The 15,906-nt window shown below is 45.9% G+C and carries 14 protein-coding genes; 7 read left to right on the plus strand and 7 right to left on the minus strand.

All coding sequences use genetic code 11. The features are described from left to right. Position 1: 1 nt before the first annotated feature. The 5 genes from P2A85_RS10020 to P2A85_RS10040 all read right to left on the minus strand — a co-directional run bounded on the left by P2A85_RS10020 (position 2) and on the right by P2A85_RS10040 (position 4,946). A complete protein-coding gene (locus tag P2A85_RS10020) occupies positions 2 to 625 on the minus strand; it encodes a precorrin-8X methylmutase (RefSeq protein ID WP_340522437.1) in 624 nt (207 codons plus the stop codon). 101 nt (positions 626 to 726) lie between these two features. Continuing rightward, on the minus strand, positions 727 to 1,533 hold the full coding sequence (locus P2A85_RS10025; protein ID WP_377479261.1) for a TPM domain-containing protein: 807 nt from the start codon (positions 1,531 to 1,533) through the stop codon (positions 727 to 729). Between the two features lie 174 nt (positions 1,534 to 1,707). Continuing rightward, complete coding sequence (locus tag P2A85_RS10030; RefSeq protein ID WP_377479264.1) at positions 1,708 to 3,033, minus strand: WD40 repeat domain-containing protein; 1,326 nt, start codon at positions 3,031 to 3,033, stop codon at positions 1,708 to 1,710. 35 nt (positions 3,034 to 3,068) lie between these two features. Next, a complete protein-coding gene (locus tag P2A85_RS10035; RefSeq protein WP_377479267.1) occupies positions 3,069 to 3,614 on the minus strand; it encodes a hypothetical protein in 546 nt (181 codons plus the stop codon). Between the two features lie 144 nt (positions 3,615 to 3,758). Then, a complete protein-coding gene (locus tag P2A85_RS10040) occupies positions 3,759 to 4,946 on the minus strand; it encodes an ATP-binding protein (protein ID WP_377481407.1) in 1,188 nt (395 codons plus the stop codon). A gap of 333 nt (positions 4,947 to 5,279) precedes the next feature. Between P2A85_RS10040 and P2A85_RS10045 the strand changes: the two genes are divergently transcribed. Further along, on the plus strand, positions 5,280 to 6,182 hold the full coding sequence (locus P2A85_RS10045; protein WP_377479270.1) for a cell division protein FtsQ/DivIB: 903 nt from the start codon (positions 5,280 to 5,282) through the stop codon (positions 6,180 to 6,182). A gap of 525 nt (positions 6,183 to 6,707) precedes the next feature. Then, on the plus strand, positions 6,708 to 7,976 hold the full coding sequence (ftsZ, locus tag P2A85_RS10050; protein ID WP_341736659.1) for a cell division protein FtsZ: 1,269 nt from the start codon (positions 6,708 to 6,710) through the stop codon (positions 7,974 to 7,976). Positions 7,977 to 8,018: 42 nt separating this feature from the next. Here ftsZ and P2A85_RS10055 read toward each other — a convergent pair whose 3' ends face one another. Then, positions 8,019 to 8,783: an MBL fold metallo-hydrolase gene (locus tag P2A85_RS10055; protein ID WP_377479273.1), complete on the minus strand. Its 765-nt coding sequence runs from the start codon at positions 8,781 to 8,783 to the stop codon at positions 8,019 to 8,021. Positions 8,784 to 8,855: 72 nt separating this feature from the next. On the opposite strand from P2A85_RS10055, the gene P2A85_RS10060 reads away from it, so the two are divergent. Continuing rightward, complete coding sequence (locus tag P2A85_RS10060; RefSeq protein ID WP_340522438.1) at positions 8,856 to 9,113, plus strand: diguanylate cyclase; 258 nt, start codon at positions 8,856 to 8,858, stop codon at positions 9,111 to 9,113. 89 nt (positions 9,114 to 9,202) lie between these two features. Continuing rightward, positions 9,203 to 9,610 (plus strand): response regulator, encoded by a 408-nt coding sequence (locus tag P2A85_RS10065; protein ID WP_377479276.1) that lies wholly within the window; start codon positions 9,203 to 9,205, stop codon positions 9,608 to 9,610. Between the two features lie 60 nt (positions 9,611 to 9,670). On the opposite strand, the gene P2A85_RS10070 is transcribed toward P2A85_RS10065, so the two are convergent. Continuing rightward, positions 9,671 to 9,877: a hypothetical protein gene (locus tag P2A85_RS10070; protein WP_377479279.1), complete on the minus strand. Its 207-nt coding sequence runs from the start codon at positions 9,875 to 9,877 to the stop codon at positions 9,671 to 9,673. Between the two features lie 435 nt (positions 9,878 to 10,312). On the opposite strand from P2A85_RS10070, the gene P2A85_RS10075 reads away from it, so the two are divergent. From P2A85_RS10075 to P2A85_RS10085, 3 genes are all read left to right on the plus strand, one after another. Next, complete coding sequence (locus P2A85_RS10075) at positions 10,313 to 12,349, plus strand: lipoxygenase family protein (RefSeq protein ID WP_377479282.1); 2,037 nt, start codon at positions 10,313 to 10,315, stop codon at positions 12,347 to 12,349. Positions 12,350 to 12,631: 282 nt separating this feature from the next. Next, positions 12,632 to 13,966: a hypothetical protein gene (locus tag P2A85_RS10080; RefSeq protein ID WP_377479286.1), complete on the plus strand. Its 1,335-nt coding sequence runs from the start codon at positions 12,632 to 12,634 to the stop codon at positions 13,964 to 13,966. A 143-nt stretch (positions 13,967 to 14,109) separates the two neighbouring features. Next, entirely contained in the window at positions 14,110 to 15,819 is a 1,710-nt protein-coding gene (locus P2A85_RS10085; RefSeq protein WP_377479289.1) for a hypothetical protein, read from the plus strand. Positions 15,820 to 15,906: the final 87 nt, after the last annotated feature.

Here is a 15,906-nt window from a genome sequence, read left to right on the forward strand (position 1 = left end):
ATCAACTATTCCCCTCTTGGCCGTAAGCCTGCCAAGCCAAATCCACCAGCCCATTCACAATCGCCACAGCCACCACCGCCGAACCCTTCCGCCCCTCAATCCGAATATGAGGAATCATCGAATCGTGTAAGCGAGACTTAGCCACATCCACCCCCACAAACCCAGAAGGAGTCCCAATCACCAAAGCAGGGCGAATTTCCTCAGCCTCAATTAAATCGACGATCGCCGACAGAGAAGTTTGAGCTTGGCCAACTACAAAAATCCCTTCAGGATAGCGTTTAGCCAAGGTTTCAATCCCCCAAGCAGCCCGCGTTTTTTCCTTTTGAGGGCGCGTCAAAGCTTCCATTGAACAGTACACCGGATTGGCAAAGGTACTTTGGAGCAGTGGCGTAATCCCCACCTGCACCATGGGCACATCTACCACAATCGTAGTCCGAGCAGCCAAAGCTGCCGCCCCAGCTTGCAAAGCCTGATCGGAAAAACTGATTAAAGACTTATACTCAAAATCAGCAGTTGCATAAATCACACGGCGGACAATTTCATATTCCGCCGCCGAAAAACCATGATCGCCAATTTCGTTATCGATTAATCCCAGACTCTGGGCATCGCTTAAGTGCCATTCCATGTGTTGAATAGCTGTCGCCTGTGAATTATCAAGTATCAGCTTATCAGCTTTTAGTGATTGGTTAACTGCCAACTACCAACTGCCAACTGCCAAGGTAGAAACTAAGTTTCTGATGACGGTGAGGACTTGCCGAGTACGGGAGTGAGAAATGCTACCAAAGCCCCGATCGCAAAACCAGCCACATTGCGCACCAAAGGCAGCCACTCAGAAGTCCGAATCACCACAGGGCCGACACCGAAGGCAAAAAACAAGATGCCCCACAGAGGCGAAAAAATCAGCGCCCACTGCCAAGCCACCAACTGTCCCGGTTTCCGTGGTTGAGCTGCAAACCCGCAGATGACCCCGCCTAGCACCGAAGAAATTAAAGTCAAAATCCACTGTTCCCTAGGCAAACCGGGAACCACGCGACATCCACCTTGACGCAGACAGCCTTCGATCGACTCCAAAGATTCAATAATCGCTCGATCTTCCCCATTGTCCCGCACAAAAAACTGATTACCGTAGCGGGTTTGCAGTTCCACCCAAAAAGTGCGCGGCAACAGAGGATACAAAGAGTCTCCCACATTAAAGTTCAGGAGATTACCACCTCGCGGATCGGCAACTAACAGCACACTTTTTTGATCTAAGCCCCAATAGCTTTTGACAGCCAAACCGGGCGTGCGATCGTACTGAGTCAGCACTCGCAACTTCCAGCCAGTTTCCGCCTCAAAGGCATCTAAATTTTTTGTCAAGTCCTGTTCTTCAATCTCTGTAAGGGCTTTAGCTAAATCAATGATCGGAGTCTGAATTTGTGGCAACAAATCAGGATTGTTGAAAGCATGGGCTGCTGGTGCGATCGCCCACAGGGACAAAGCCAGGAAAAAGGCAGCAGCAGAGGCTAGAAATTTGCGTCGGAAAAACTGTGACATAGGAAGTTCTAATCTGGGTCTCAATTGTGAATGAATGCTAGCTGGCGGTTTTAACCAGAGGATAAGAGAAAACTCATATTTCTTTACAATTATTTACTTTACAGGAAGCGGGGGGGAAGGGGAAGAGTTGGGGTAAGGAAAGTTTTGAACACCCAACAGTCAACAATCACAGGACTAAAACTGAGATTTAGGCGCTACTCCGTCGCACAAATGCCGATCGCGATCGCTCACATTCGGATTAGTCCTCAGATAATCCCCCACCCAATCTCCGCCCCTCACTAACAAATCGTCCAGGTCCAAATTCCACAAAATCACCCGATTATCCCTACCAGCAGAAGCCAGAACCTTCCCATCCGGGCTAAAACTCACACTCATCACGCTGTCTTTATGTCCAGTCAAAGTTTTCAACAAAGTGCCGCTACGACTCCACAACTTCACCTTGCGATCGTAACTACCCGAAGCAATCAACAAACCATCCGGGCTAAAACTGACGCTAGTCACGCTGTCGCTGTGTCCATCAAGAGTCAACAACACAGAAGGAGAACAGGGGAACAGTGGAGCCGAAGGACAAGGCAACATATTAGTAATGCCATCTTCTTTTAAACTCCAGATTTTCACTGTTTTGTCATGACTTCCAGAAGCAAGCAGCAAGCCGTCGGGGCTAAAACTGAGGCTGGATACTCTCTGAGTGTGTCCCTCCAAGGTTTCCAACAACACCCCTGTACGACTCCAGAGCTTGATAGTTTTGTCCATAGAAGCAGAAGCCAGCCTTTGGCCATCGGGGCTGAAAGTAACGCTGAGGACGCGATTTTGGTGTCCTTCGAGGGTTTTCAGAGGTACGTCATCAAGTCGCCACAGCCTGATAGTTTTATCAAAACTTGCCGAAGCCAGGGTTTTCCCATCGGGGCTAAAACTTACCTGAGTAACTCGATCGGCGTGTCCTTCAAAGGTTCTCAGCAAGCGGCCCACAGGTTTAAACTTAGTAGCATCGAGGGGGTGTTTTCCATGAATATCCACCAGACTCCAGATTTTGACCGTTCTATCAGCACCACCAGAAGCAAGAGTTTGACCATCAGGGGAGAAACTGACGCCAAATACCCATTTGCTATGTCCCCGCAAAGTTGTTAGCAGCAAGTCTGTTTTGTCGATTGAATTTAGTTGTGGATTGTTTTGAAGTGGGCCGACATTCCAAAGTTTGACTGTGTTGTCCTCACCACCAGAAGCAAGAGTTTCATCATCGGGGGAGAAACTGACGGTGTAAACTTTAGAAGGTTTTCTATTTTCGCTGTGCCACAGATTCGCGATTAGCCTACCGTCAGAACTCCACAGTTTCACAGTACCATCATCGCTGGCCACGGCTATAATTTGACCGTTGTGGCTGAGACTGACCCAATTTACTGGTGCTAGTTGTGGGATGGTTTGCAGCAGTACGCCGATCGCTGCTAATCCCAAGAGTTGTTTGAGAAAAATATTCGCCCGGTATAGCTGTGCTTGACTCATGTTTTTGTCAGCTTCTGCTTTGTGCAGTCTGGCTTCTAAGCCGACGGTCGAATTTCTTGCAATTCGTCTGATAAATCTTCGACGAAGGCATTAATCAGTTCTGGTTCTAAGTAAAATTCTGCCCGTTCTGTCAAGTGTCCGATCGCAGCCCGTGCATCTTTAATAGAAAAACTTCGCAGTTGATAGCGGATGCTTTTGTCGAGAATATTATTATTAATGGCATCGAGATTGGGAAAGCGATCGCACTCCAGTAAATAATGTAAATAATCTTCTCTCATACAGAGTATTACTTTGACAAACGGGAGATTTAAAAATAAGCGTAAAAACTTATAAAACTGTTGTCTTTGAGCTACGGATGTTGAGACAAAGAAAAATTCTTCAAACTGGTCAAATATTAAAATAGTTAATAAATTATTATGGGAATGCAGTCGCTTCACCATTTGCTGGCGCAAGTGCTCGTAGTTGCAGCGCACCAAGATTAGGGAGAATTGCTGTTGAGACATCGCGATCGACCGTACCAGCGTTTTGAGCGATCGCTCGTTGTAGCTGGCAGTTTCTCGTAATTTAATCATGTCTGTCATGCGTGCACCCCATTTGCAGAAATAAATAACCTAATGATGACTGAAACTGTCTCTACTTATATACACTTATTTGCGTCAATAACTTTATACCTTTATTACTACGTAATTTTTCGCACTTATCTAGTCGCTTCGGCCCTACTGACCCTAAGTCACTGTTTGTCGGTTTACAACTTGAAACAATAATTCCCATTCCGTATCGTTGACTGCTCCCAACAAGTCATCGCGATATTCTTGAATGACACTTTCCAAACATTCGCGAGTAAAAGGCGGGTCTTCGTGCTGCAAACAGCTATACAACAGCATCAGTAGATTGCGAACGTGACCGCCACTAATGCGGCAGAGTCTGTCTAAGGTTTCAGGAGAGTCGAATACCTTGGAAATCAAATCGAGGCGTTGGGAAGGAGCAACCTTGGGGAAGGCTCTAGCCAATACGAGCTGGCGTAGTAGGGCCATTCCTTCCGAGTGGTCTTGGCCCGATCGAATTTGCACCGGTACCATCGGCATCACCTTGGGTTTAACTCCAAATCTACTGGCGAGTCTACCGAAGTCATTGGAAAAAATTAAAGTCAGAGGAATAGTGTAGACTACGTGGCAATTGAGTTTTTTCAACTGTTCGCCACGGTCTAAAAACAGGTATTCTGGCTGGGTGCGTCCGCTGGGTTTGAGACCTCCGTCGAGGCGATCGAGGTTATCAACAATCACTGCGAGTCCTTTTTTACCTTGACGTTTGAGTTCGAGGTTGGCTACATCCAGGAGTTCTTCGTTAATTGACTGCAAGATGCTATTAGTGCGGGGTTCGAGGTATTGTCTAAGCTGCGATCTTAGTTTGGGAGAGTCTTTAGTTTTAGCAGTAACTCTAGCAATCCCTACAGATAACTCTGCTTCTGCGGATAAATCAATGGGAGTCTGCAAAAATTCTGCGACTTCTGCAAACAGATTAGTGAAATAACTTGGTCTGAGTTTAATTTTAGCTGACTCCATCGTTTCGCTGACTTGGCGAGCAATGCTCAGCAAAATATCGCTGATGTCTACGTCACCCATATCTAAATCTTGAGAAGACTCAAAGTAAACGACGTAAAAACCCTCTTGCTCTAGCTCAGCTTTAAGTCGAAACAATTCAGTAGATTTGCCACAACCGATATGTCCTGTAAATAGTTGACAAGTAGGCTGGTCTGGGGAGATACGGGTAATTGTCCGCTGCAAAGATTCAATGATTTTACCGCCCCGTACCGAAGCAAAATCAATGTAGTATTGATAATCTCCTGGGTCGCCCGCGACAAGGGTCTTGCTAGGGTTGCAGGCTTTATAGAATCTGTCTAATTCCAGTGCGATCGCAATTGAAGCTAACTAAAAGTTAAATTTTACAGAGAAAGTATATACTTTCAAACTCTAGTTTAGTTTGAATTTTAGCCTTTTGCCCTGTGGGGTAATGCCCTCAATACCTAAACAACCTCTGTCTGCTCATCGGCTTCCCTAGGCTGGAATTCTGAATAATTAACTAATTTTTAGGTGTAAGCTGGATCAGTAATCTTACTGAGCTGATGATGAATTTGGGTAATTTTGCGGAGATCTGCTTAAATAGTAGGGAACAACAAGGCAGCTTGAGAAAGATTCAATAGTTTTGAGTTGCCCATACTTTATAATTACCAAATTGTCAAGAGGTAGATGGCTAGTTTTGCATCAGTGTCAGAAACAGAGTTAGGGCACAGGCGCCAACAGTTGCAGCGGCTTCGTCGCGCTCGATTGGCGACTGTGGTGTGGCAAATGCTGGCTGCCTGTGGGATGGCTGGGGGTCTAGTGTGGTGGATAGCCCAGCCGACTTGGTTGATTGCTCGATCGGAACAAGTGAAGGTGGAGGGGAATCATTGGCTTTCGGACAAGGCAGTCCGGTCTTTGATGCCACTTGCTTACCCCCAGTCTCTGTGGGGGATTCAACCACAAGCCCTAGCTTCTAAACTCGAAGCCACCGGCCCGATCGCCAAAGCCAAGGTGACTCGCAACCTATTTCCACCGAGTTTGACGGTAGAAGTGGCAGAAAGGCTGCCGGTGGCGGTGGCCCAACCTAGGGCGGTGGCCACCGGTCACAGCGACAAGCAAAAAGTAGGGTGGTTGGATGCTAAGGGAGGTTGGATGCCCTTTGACAGCTATACTACTGATAAACAATCCCAAAGTAGCTCCCTGGGTAACAACAGTCAGGAAACACAGTCTCAGCGTTCTTTGCCAAGTTTAAAAGTCATCGGAGACTGGGAACTCTATCGCGCCGAATGGCCTCCGTTTTACCAAGGGTTGAGCACTTTGACGTTGAAAGTGTTTGAAATAGATTGGCAAGACCCCAATAACTTGATCCTGAAAACAGAGATTGGAACTGTACACCTAGGCCCCCATAGTTCCAGAACCATCGAGCAACTGAAAGTTTTAGACCGGATGCGACAATTGCCAAAACAGCTAGATGCCAGCAAAATTGCCTACATTGACTTGAAAAATCCGGCTTTTCCCGTCGTCCACCGAACCTCCATCCTCCGGAGTTCTGAAAACTCAAGTCCCTCACCAACTCGCCTGCAGAATTGAGCTTCGCCATCGCCCTACTGAGACAGCCCCAGGGAGAAGTCAAGCAAAAATAATGAATCGAAAGATTTCGATGGATTTAACTCTCGGCTAGTTCCTAGACCAAATCCAGGCTTGCGAATATTTAGCCTTGCTTGCGCTAGTTTTTTGCGCAACTTAGCCTATAGTTGATTGTAAATTAGTGCTTAGCTAAAAAGCTGTAAAGTTCATACTCCTGGGATCTCTACTGACAACCAAGGCGCGCGCTAACCATACCGGAGAAATCCGGCGGGGAGAAATCCCCAAATCAAACGCCCTACCGAGGCGGATCTTTTGAGAATAATATCGGTAGTCTCTATCCTGCAATGTCAGCAGGTATGCCAAGGAGTTTCACCACTTTTGAGGCGCAACGGTTCCCTCACCGACCACAGGAATAGTTATGTCACCCTTACCATGCTTTCCTTTTCCTCTCATCACCGCTCGGCTGAGCGCTCACGTCGAAGCCAAACTGAGTAAAGCATTGGCGGGAGTCTCCAAGGAGGAAGAGAGATGACCCTGAATCCTAAACAGGGGTCTGGCGAAGACAGTCCCCCTTCCGAAGAAGTCAAAAATTTTCCGGTGGCCTACGATTCCACCAATCCATTTAGACGCAAGTCTGGTTATGTAAATGTAGATAGTATTGATATCGATCCTATGGTCAATCCCAAAGAAATCATGCCCAGTAGTGCAGCCAAAATCAAAGTAATTGGCGTCGGCGGGGGTGGGGGCAATGCCGTTAACCGCATGATTGCTAGCGAGGTTTCGGGCGTAGAATTTTGGTGCGTGAATACTGATTCCCAAGCTCTAGTTCTATCCAACGCACCCAAACGCTTGCAAGTAGGACAAAAGCTGACTCGCGGTTTGGGTGCAGGAGGCAATCCTGCCATCGGTCAAAAGGCTGCTGAGGAATCTCGCGACGAAGTGGCCAATGCGTTAAATCACGCAGATTTGGTGTTTATCACCGCAGGTATGGGCGGCGGTACGGGTACGGGCGCGGCACCGATTGTGGCTGAGGTTGCTAAGGAAATGGGCGCTTTGACTGTGGGGATAGTCACCCGACCTTTTACTTTTGAGGGGCGGCGTCGTACCAGTCAAGCTGAGGAAGGCATCGCAGAGTTGAAAAGCCGAGTCGATACGCTGATCGTGATTCCTAACGATAAGCTGTTGTCGGTGATTTCGGAACAAATGCCTGTGCAAGAGGCTTTTCGAGTTGCTGACGATATCCTGCGCCAAGGGGTTCAGGGTATTTCTGATATTATTACTATTCCTGGTTTGGTAAACGTTGACTTTGCTGACGTGCGGGCTGTCATGGCTGATGCAGGTTCGGCGCTGATGGGTATTGGCGTGGGTTCTGGCAAGTCGCGGGCTAGGGAAGCGGCGATGCAGGCGATTTCTTCGCCTTTGCTGGAGGCTTCGTCTATAGAGGGCGCTAGAGGTGTGGTGTTTAACATTACTGGCGGTACTGATATGACCCTGCACGAGGTGAATGCGGCGGCGGAAACCATTTACGAGGTGGTCGATCCCAATGCCAATATTATATTTGGCGCGGTGATTGACGAGCGGCTTCAGGGCGAAATTAAGATTACTGTGATCGCTACTGGTTTTTCAGGGGAAATTCCAGCGCAGCAGCCGGTGAGTAGGACGCAAAATGCTAATGCTCCTTGGCGTGCTGCTACTGTTCAGGTGGCTCCGGCTCAATCGACGCCTGACCCGAAACAGCAACAGGATTCGGCATTGGATATTCCGGCTTTTTTGCGCAAGCGACTCCCACCAAGATGATTTGGAATTTGGGATTTGGGATTGAACCTTAAATCTTAAATCTTAAATTTCAAGGGTTTGACCTGGTTCGGGTTCGAGAAGTTGGGTTGTAAGTCCTGAATTTGCCAGTAAGTGGCGAAATTCGGCGATGCTGCCGATCGATCGCACCAACATTGGCAAAATGCCCGTGGCTCGGATGTCTCCCATAGTTGTAGGTAGGAAAAACCTAGGCTTTAGGGCTTGGGCGAGGCTCAGGGCACCCGATGGTCCGATGATGACTTGTCCGAGGAATGGGAAAATTTGACCGATGACAGGGGCGATCGCTACGTCTACTGTCTCTATTTTTTGTTTAACTTTTTCTAGGTTTGGTAAGTGCGGTTCGTAGTAGAGTGTTTCACCGCTGGTTAAGTCTTTGAGCAAATAACCGTTTTCTTCCTGTCCGGGCTGGATTTCGGCTCCGGGAACTGCGGTTATTTGTAACTTTTCTTGATAATTAAATTCTTGCCAATTTGCTAAAGATGTGATATCAGTGTAGCCTAAACTGCTGAGGACTTTGGCGGCGGTGGGAGATGCGATCGCAGGAATGGTGCGATCGAGCCGTTCGAGGGTAGGTTTGTGGCAGTGGTCGTCTAATCCTTGGGAAATCAGCAACAAGTCGATGGGCGGTAAGGTGTCGGGAGTGAAAGCAACAGGCGTGTTGTGGTAGGCGGTGAACAGCCACGGTTGACCGTAAAATACGAGGGGATCTACCAGCCAGGGATCGACGAGGATAGTTTTGTCTGCTACGTGAAAAATCCAAGAATTTAGGTCAATTCTGGTGAGTTTCATGGCTGTTTTAAATAATACTTTACAATTCTTTCTATCATAGCAATTTAGTTGCGATTTTAACCAGAAGCTTCTCTGGAAGGAACTTATCAAAAAGCCGAAGAAATCAGAAAGGCGATCGCAAAACTACAACTCAATTATCAAGGAAAAAAGATAACATCTATTACCGCTTCACTCGGAGTAGCTTCCTACCCCGATCGAGGTAGGACTGGTTTTGCGGTGATTCAGGCGACCGATGCTGCGCTGTATCGAGCCAAGGCTGCTGGACGCAATCAGGTGATTGTTGCCGATCGATCGGGATTGAAGATAAATCTAACATACTCCTGTTTATAGCCTGACTCAAAATAATCTACCAAAGTCACCTAGTAAATAGGCTAACTGATACAATCGTGGTGATTAAATTAATTAAGGAAATGCTAGATATGGAAAAAACACATACTATTTCTGATGTTGAGCGAGCCAAAAATGTCATTTTATTGGCAGACGATAATGAAGCAAATATTGAAACTTTTTGTTCTTATTTGAGTGCTTGTGGGTATGAAATTATTATTGCCAATAATGGTAAGGAGGCGATCGAAATTGCTACCACAGCCACTCTTGATTTAATTCTGATGGATATTCAAATGCCAATTATAGATGGTTTTGAAGCTATCCTAACCTTGCGTAAAGAACCAAAATTAGACAGAGTTCCCATTGTGGCGCTCACAGCCCTAGCACTGGTAGGCGATCGCGAGAGATGTTTGGCTGCTGGTGCTAATGAATATTTGTCTAAACCAGTTAAAATGAAATTATTAGTAACTACTATTCGACAATTGTTAGGAGAATTTTAGACGGGGATTGGCTAGTGTTGTTAGCTAATTTTTGCGGGTTTGCTTCGATGGGCGAAAACATTAGGTATTTTCAGGAATTTTAAAAGCTGGTTGTCGATCCGGTAATGGTATCCCGATCGGGCGATCGCCTGTTTGCAAAATATATCGCTCTTTGAAGGGCGATCGCACCCAACATTTTGAGCAAGTTCCACTTAGGGAATAGAAAGAGTTATGAACTACTATCGCTCTCGCATCGCATCCAACCCCGACGACATCCAACTTTACCATCAGGCATTGACAATCAAGCCAGATGATACTGGGTAATGCGTTAGTTAGGCAAAATCACTTTGATGATGCGATCGCTGCTTACGCGCTTGGCTGAAACGATAAGTAGGTAAGCGGGATTAAACAAATCTATGTAACAGTATGTAAACATTGCTCTGTCAGCCACGCTTAGGGTATTTGGATACTTTACGATCGTTTACATAGTTTTGTTTTACAGCACCTACCTACTTATGGTAAGCTTAAGCTTACTCGCTAAATAAATCTCTCACAACTACAGGAGGGCATATGCCTTTATCTTCTGAAACGCAAAATTCTCATTCGGACAAAACCACCCTAATCAATACTCTCTTAACACTTTATAAGTTCGTCAAACTTGCTTTCCGTCTTCGTCCATTTGGGGAATATAATTATAATTATGATTATATTCCAAGCCTCGCTATGACGAGTTCGCCTCGATTGCCTGTGCCTGTCATTAATCTCAATATACCAAGTGAAGAGCTACCAAGTAAAGAATGGGTGATGCTAGTCGTACAAAAAATAACAATTTTAAATGCTAATAAAGCCCGAAAATTTGAAAACGATATTCCATCTTTTAGTGTGGGACCTAGCACAGAAGAAAGTTCATTTTTTGATGAAAAACTGCAAGTATTGAAAGATATTGAACAAGAAATTAAGAGCGTTGATAGTAAAGAATATTTGACAAATATTGCTTGGAAAATAGCCTCGACTGCTAAACAAATCACGCAAGAACTTTCTCCTGGAGGAGTATCTTTCAGCGTAGATGATCCTATTGAATCGGCAGAAAGTTCTGCAATTGATGAGCAGCTAAGAGATATAGATGAGCAATTTGCTAAAGCCTACCAATCTAGTGAAACTTCAGAGGAATTAGACTTTAGTGTTGGTGTTGGATCTGACTTGGAAGATAGGTCAGGAGAATCGCTGGATTTAGCTTTTAAGGAAATTATCAAAGAAAACATAAAATTGTTGGAATTAGAAAGTGAGCCAAGTTCAAATGTAGATTTTTCTACAGAATTTAAAGATTTTCCCAGCATGGAGGATTACAATAAATTATTTGTAGATATCCGCTTACCCCAGATTAGCCAAAGGTTTCAAGAAGATTTAATTTTTGCCTATATGCGAGTTGCTGGGCCAAACCCACTTATGCTCCAGCAGCTATCAGAACAAAATAAACCTTTGCAGATTACCAACGAAAAATATCAGCAAATAATCGAAAAGTTTGAGTTTTCCGACTCCCTTGAAGCTGCTCTGCAAGAAGGCCGACTTTATCAAGCCGATTATTCCATGTTAAAAGACATGGCACAGGGGAGTTTTCCAAACAACGTCAAAAAATACCCTGCTGCGCCTTTAGCATTATTTGCGGTTCCCCCAGTTAATAGTTCATCTCGTTCTCTAATCCCAGTAGCTATTCAATGCCAGCACCCTTCTGTCAGTGAAAATCCACCCGTATTTACGCCGCTAGATGGTGACAACTGGATGGTAGCTAAAACCATTGTTCAAATGGCGGATAGCAACTACCACGAATTAGTTAGTCATTTAGGTCGCACTCATTTATTTGTAGAACCTTTTGTTCTAGCTACTAAGCGGAAATTGCCAGCAGATCACAAATTAAGAATTTTGCTAGATCCTCACTTTGAAGGAACTATATTAATCAATTACGGGGCTCATAAAACCTTAATTGCTAATGGAGGAAAAGTAGATCAGCTTCTAGCTAGCACTATTGAGGACGATCGAGTTACTACCGTTGAAGGAGCAAAAATCTATTTGCACAACTTCAATGATGTAATGTTTCCCAAAACATTGACAAAGCAGGGTGTCCGCAACAGCGATCAGTTACCCGATCATCCTTATCGAGATGATGGACTGCTGATTTGGGATGCTATTCATACCTGGGTTGGTGCTTATTTAAGCATTTACTACACTAGCGACCAACAGGTACTCGAAGATAAAGCTTTACAAAATTGGGCACAGGAATTAGTTTCCGACCAAGGGGGTCGCCTAAAGAATTTTGGAGAAGATGCTTCAGGTGCAATTAAAACACTCAATTATTTAATTGATGCTGTCTCTAGTGTCATTTTTACTGCAAGTGCTCAGCACGCGGCAGTAAATTTTCCTCAATCGGAATTAATGAGCTATGCGCCGGCTTTTCCTTTCGCTATCTACTCCCCAGCACCTACAAGTTCTGAGAAACAAGAGAACTTTATAAGTATGCTACCTTCTCTAGACCGCTCCCAAACCCAAATTGGGGTGACATATTTACTTGGTTCGGTATATTACACGCAGCTAGGTCAATACAACAAAGGACACTTTAAAGATGCAAAAGTCATGTTACATTTGGGCGAGTTTCAAAATCAGCTAAGAGATATTGAAATGGAGATTAGCAAGAGAAACCGTTCCCGCCTCATGCCTTACAAATTCTTGCTACCTTCTCAAATTCCCCAAAGTATAAATATTTAGTTCTACTAGAACTCTTGCAAAAATCCAAAGCACCCCACCCCAACCCTCCCCTTATTAAGGGGAGGGAGCAAGATTATTCTTGTTTCTCCCCTTAATAAGGGGGGACTAAGGGGGGTAAATTTGACTTTTGCAAGAGGTCTACTTGATTGATTCAGGCAGCGCAACCCAAAGTAGATAGCTGCCTGATAACATAGGCCCAGAAGTAGAAACAAAACACCGCCATCAGAAACCTGGTTCCTTTACCCAACCGTTCAGCCATTTTTTCTTAAGTGAGTAAATGCCATGCCAATTGAAAAAGTACCTAATACTTCCTTGAATTACTACCTGATTGCCTTTGATAAAGATGGCAACGAACGCGATGAAGCTGATGGGAAGAAACTAAGCGAACAAATCTTCTCAGCACTAGCCAATGAGCCAATAACAGATGTATTCCTGATGAGCCACGGGTGGATGGGTGACATCCCCGCAGCACGTAACCAATACAACGACTGGATTGGTGCTATGGCTAAACAAACAGCCGATATTGAAAAAATCAAACAGGTGCGATCGGGATTTCGTCCCTTAATGATAGGAGTGCACTGGCCTAGCAAGCCTTGGGGCAATGAAGATTTGACAAGTTCGGTGTCCTTTGACATTAACGACGAAGATCCACGCGAGCAGTTAGTTGATGAATATGCCTCGCGCATCGCGAACACAGAAGCAGCCCGACAAGCCCTGCACACAATTCTCAACTCGGCGAGCGAAGACAATACACTTGATAGCTTGCCACCAGAGGTACTAAGCGCCTACCAAGTGTTAAACCAAGAGGCTGACTTGGGTACCGAAGGTGAAGGTGGGGCACCGGGTTCCGATTGGGAAGGTTTCGATCCAGAAGCCATCTATGAAGCGAGTAAAGATGAACCAGTAAGTTTCAGTACCGACAGCAGCTCAGTCTGGGATAAGGTTTTGGACCCCCTACGGGTACTGTCTTATTGGAAAATGAAAGAACGCGCTCGCCAAATTGGTGAGAACAGTGGGTTCAACTTGTTAAAAACATTGCAAGAGAAGGCTGCTGAAACGGTGCGATTCCACCTGATGGGTCACAGTTTCGGATGCATTGTTGTCTCTTCCATCCTGTCGGGTCCAAAAGGAAAGGGCATCTTAGTCCGCCCAGTGGATTCTCTGGCGTTGGTACAAGGCGCTGTATCGCTCTGGTCTTACTGTTCAAAGATTTCATACGAACGCGATCGGCCTGGTTACTTTAATACAATCATCGCTCAAAGTAAAGTCGCAGGTCCGATCGTTACAACTCACTCCCAGTTCGACTATGCAGTCGGCAGGATGTACCCCCTAGCGGGAAAAACTGCCTTTAGTAGTGTGGATTTTGCCCCCGGTCAATTGCCTAAGTATGGTGGAATTGGCAGCTTTGGTCTAGGTGGAGATGATCTCGCAGCGGAAAACACGAATATGCTCCCCTGCGATGCCTCTTATGATTTTAAACCGGGCAAAATCTATAACCTGGAAAGCAGCAAATTTATTTGTAACGTCGAGCTAGGAGGACCAACTAGCGGTGCCCATTGCGACATTGCCAAACCCGAAGTTGCTCATGCCGTGTGGTCGGCAGCTTATCCCACGTAACCCCTAGGGTTGGACCAAATTTTTTTGCCTGTCAGAACGGATAGAAACTCAGAAAGCCCCTGTACAAAAAGCTTGTGGGGTTTCTATCTGTTTTATATTTATCAAATAGCGATTGTTAGCGTAACCAATCAGGAAATAAAAATATGAACGAAGAAGACCTGCTATTTTTTAATGGAATTAATGGCTCGACGGGTGATTATTTGCTCCCCCCTCTGACTGCGGAGCAAGTATCTAGAATTGCCCAAGGCGAAGAATTTGCTCCAGAAGATATAGAAGATATCCAGCTAAAAAAGCGACAAAATGAAGAGCCTGATTTTGCTGTTATAGAGGGAGTAGACCCCAAAAACCTAGCTGAAACAGGTTGGGGAGTAATTTTCGCTCATAATGTCGATCCGGCAATCCGGGAGGCACTCAGCGAACTATTAGATCACCGCAAAAGGCAAGCCACCCAGAAGAAAGAAAAATACTACCAGGAATACAGTGGTGTCAAGGGTTATCGTCCGGGCGAGTCAAAAAATCAGTTTCTGTCGCGTCAGGGAGTAGGGCCAGGGCCAGCCGATCCAGACAAAATGCCCTATTACCTACTAATTGTTGGAGATCCTGTAACAATTCCCTATCGCTTTCAGTGCCAGCTCGATGTTCAATACGCAGTGGGTCGCATTTATTTTGATACGCTACAGGAATACGCGCAGTACGCTCACAGTGTAGTAGAAGCTGAAACTAGCAATTTATCCCTATCCCCAAGCGCTGCCTTTTTCGGCGTGTGCAACCCAGGAGACGCTGCGACTAATCTCAGCACTCAAGACCTGATTCAGCCGTTATCTGAATGGGTTGTCGAGGAACATCCTAACTGGAATGTAAAAACGATTCTTAAAGAAGAAGCAACCAAGGCCCGCTTGGGGCAACTGCTAGGAGGTAGCGAAACGCCTGGTTTGCTTTTCACTGCCAGCCATGGCATGGGCTTTCCCAATGGCGATCCGCGTCAGTTGCCCCACCAAGGCGCATTGCTGTGCCAAGACTGGCCGGGTCGCGAATGGGGACGAAAGCCGATCCCGGAAGATTTTTACTTTTCTGGGGATGATATTGGCGAACAAGCCCGCTTGCTAGGGCTAATTGCTTTTCACTTTGCTTGCTATGGCGCAGGTTGCCCCCAAAAAGATGAATTCGACGGTCACAAAAAATCCCTTTCTGAACGACCAGACCTTGCACCGTATCCCTTTATTGCCCGCTTACCGCAAAAACTCTTGAGTCATCCCAAAGGAGGTGCTCTCGCTGTAATTGGTCACATCGATCGCGCGTGGGGCTGTTCTTTCTCCTGGTCAGACATTCGCGGTTCTAGTGCAGAAAAAAGGCAGATCGCAGTTTTTCAGAGTACCGTGAAGCGTTTGCTAGAAGGTCATCCAGTGGGGTCAGCGCTAGAATATTTTGACCAGCGCTATGCTGAAATCTCCTCCGACCTTAGCGTTGAGCTAGAAGACATCAAGTTTGGGGGAATCCCCAACAATCAGAGTTTGGCTGGTATGTGGACGGCTAATAATGATGCTCGCAACTATGGCATTATCGGCGATCCAGCAGTCCGGCTGGTTGTCAGTGATAGTAAAGAGGCCAGCACCGATCGCCCTACGATTGAAACTGTCTATTCGCCTTCTAATCTGGCACAGGGTTTGGTTCAGGAAACTCCAGAGCAAGTTGTTGATGAAGCTGCTCTGAAGCAAGTTCAGACGCAACTTATATCATCATTAGAGCAATTTGTCAATACCGCCCAAAAAACTCCTGTTGACAGCGCCGAAAGTATGCAGACAGCAACGTCAATAGCCACCAATCTCTTGAATGTGTTGAAGGGATTGAGTTAATAGCGATCGCACCTCAGCTCACGGCTGCCGGGACTTTTGCCGCGCAGCTTTCAGGTTGTTAGGGAGCGATCTGCCACAGCGGACTTG

The sequence above is a fragment of the Microcoleus anatoxicus genome (assembly GCF_042465725.1).
Lineage (GTDB): Bacteria > Cyanobacteriota > Cyanobacteriia > Cyanobacteriales > Microcoleaceae > Microcoleus > Microcoleus anatoxicus.

Coding starts and splice junctions, on each gene's coding strand:
- P2A85_RS10070 (WP_377479279.1), bottom strand. CDS start 9,877: ATGGTAAAGTTGGATGTCGTCGGGGTTGGATGCGATGCGAGAGCGATA.
- P2A85_RS10025 (WP_377479261.1), bottom strand. CDS start 1,533: ATGTCACAGTTTTTCCGACGCAAATTTCTAGCCTCTGCTGCTGCCTTT.
- P2A85_RS10080 (WP_377479286.1), top strand. CDS start 12,632: ATGCCAATTGAAAAAGTACCTAATACTTCCTTGAATTACTACCTGATT.
- P2A85_RS10085 (WP_377479289.1), top strand. CDS start 14,110: ATGAACGAAGAAGACCTGCTATTTTTTAATGGAATTAATGGCTCGACG.
- P2A85_RS10045 (WP_377479270.1), top strand. CDS start 5,280: ATGGCTAGTTTTGCATCAGTGTCAGAAACAGAGTTAGGGCACAGGCGC.
- P2A85_RS10055 (WP_377479273.1), bottom strand. CDS start 8,783: ATGAAACTCACCAGAATTGACCTAAATTCTTGGATTTTTCACGTAGCA.
- P2A85_RS10030 (WP_377479264.1), bottom strand. CDS start 3,033: ATGAGTCAAGCACAGCTATACCGGGCGAATATTTTTCTCAAACAACTC.
- P2A85_RS10020 (WP_340522437.1), bottom strand. CDS start 625: ATGGAATGGCACTTAAGCGATGCCCAGAGTCTGGGATTAATCGATAAC.
- P2A85_RS10075 (WP_377479282.1), top strand. CDS start 10,313: ATGACGAGTTCGCCTCGATTGCCTGTGCCTGTCATTAATCTCAATATA.
- P2A85_RS10035 (WP_377479267.1), bottom strand. CDS start 3,614: ATGACAGACATGATTAAATTACGAGAAACTGCCAGCTACAACGAGCGA.
- ftsZ (WP_341736659.1), top strand. CDS start 6,708: ATGACCCTGAATCCTAAACAGGGGTCTGGCGAAGACAGTCCCCCTTCC.
- P2A85_RS10065 (WP_377479276.1), top strand. CDS start 9,203: ATGGAAAAAACACATACTATTTCTGATGTTGAGCGAGCCAAAAATGTC.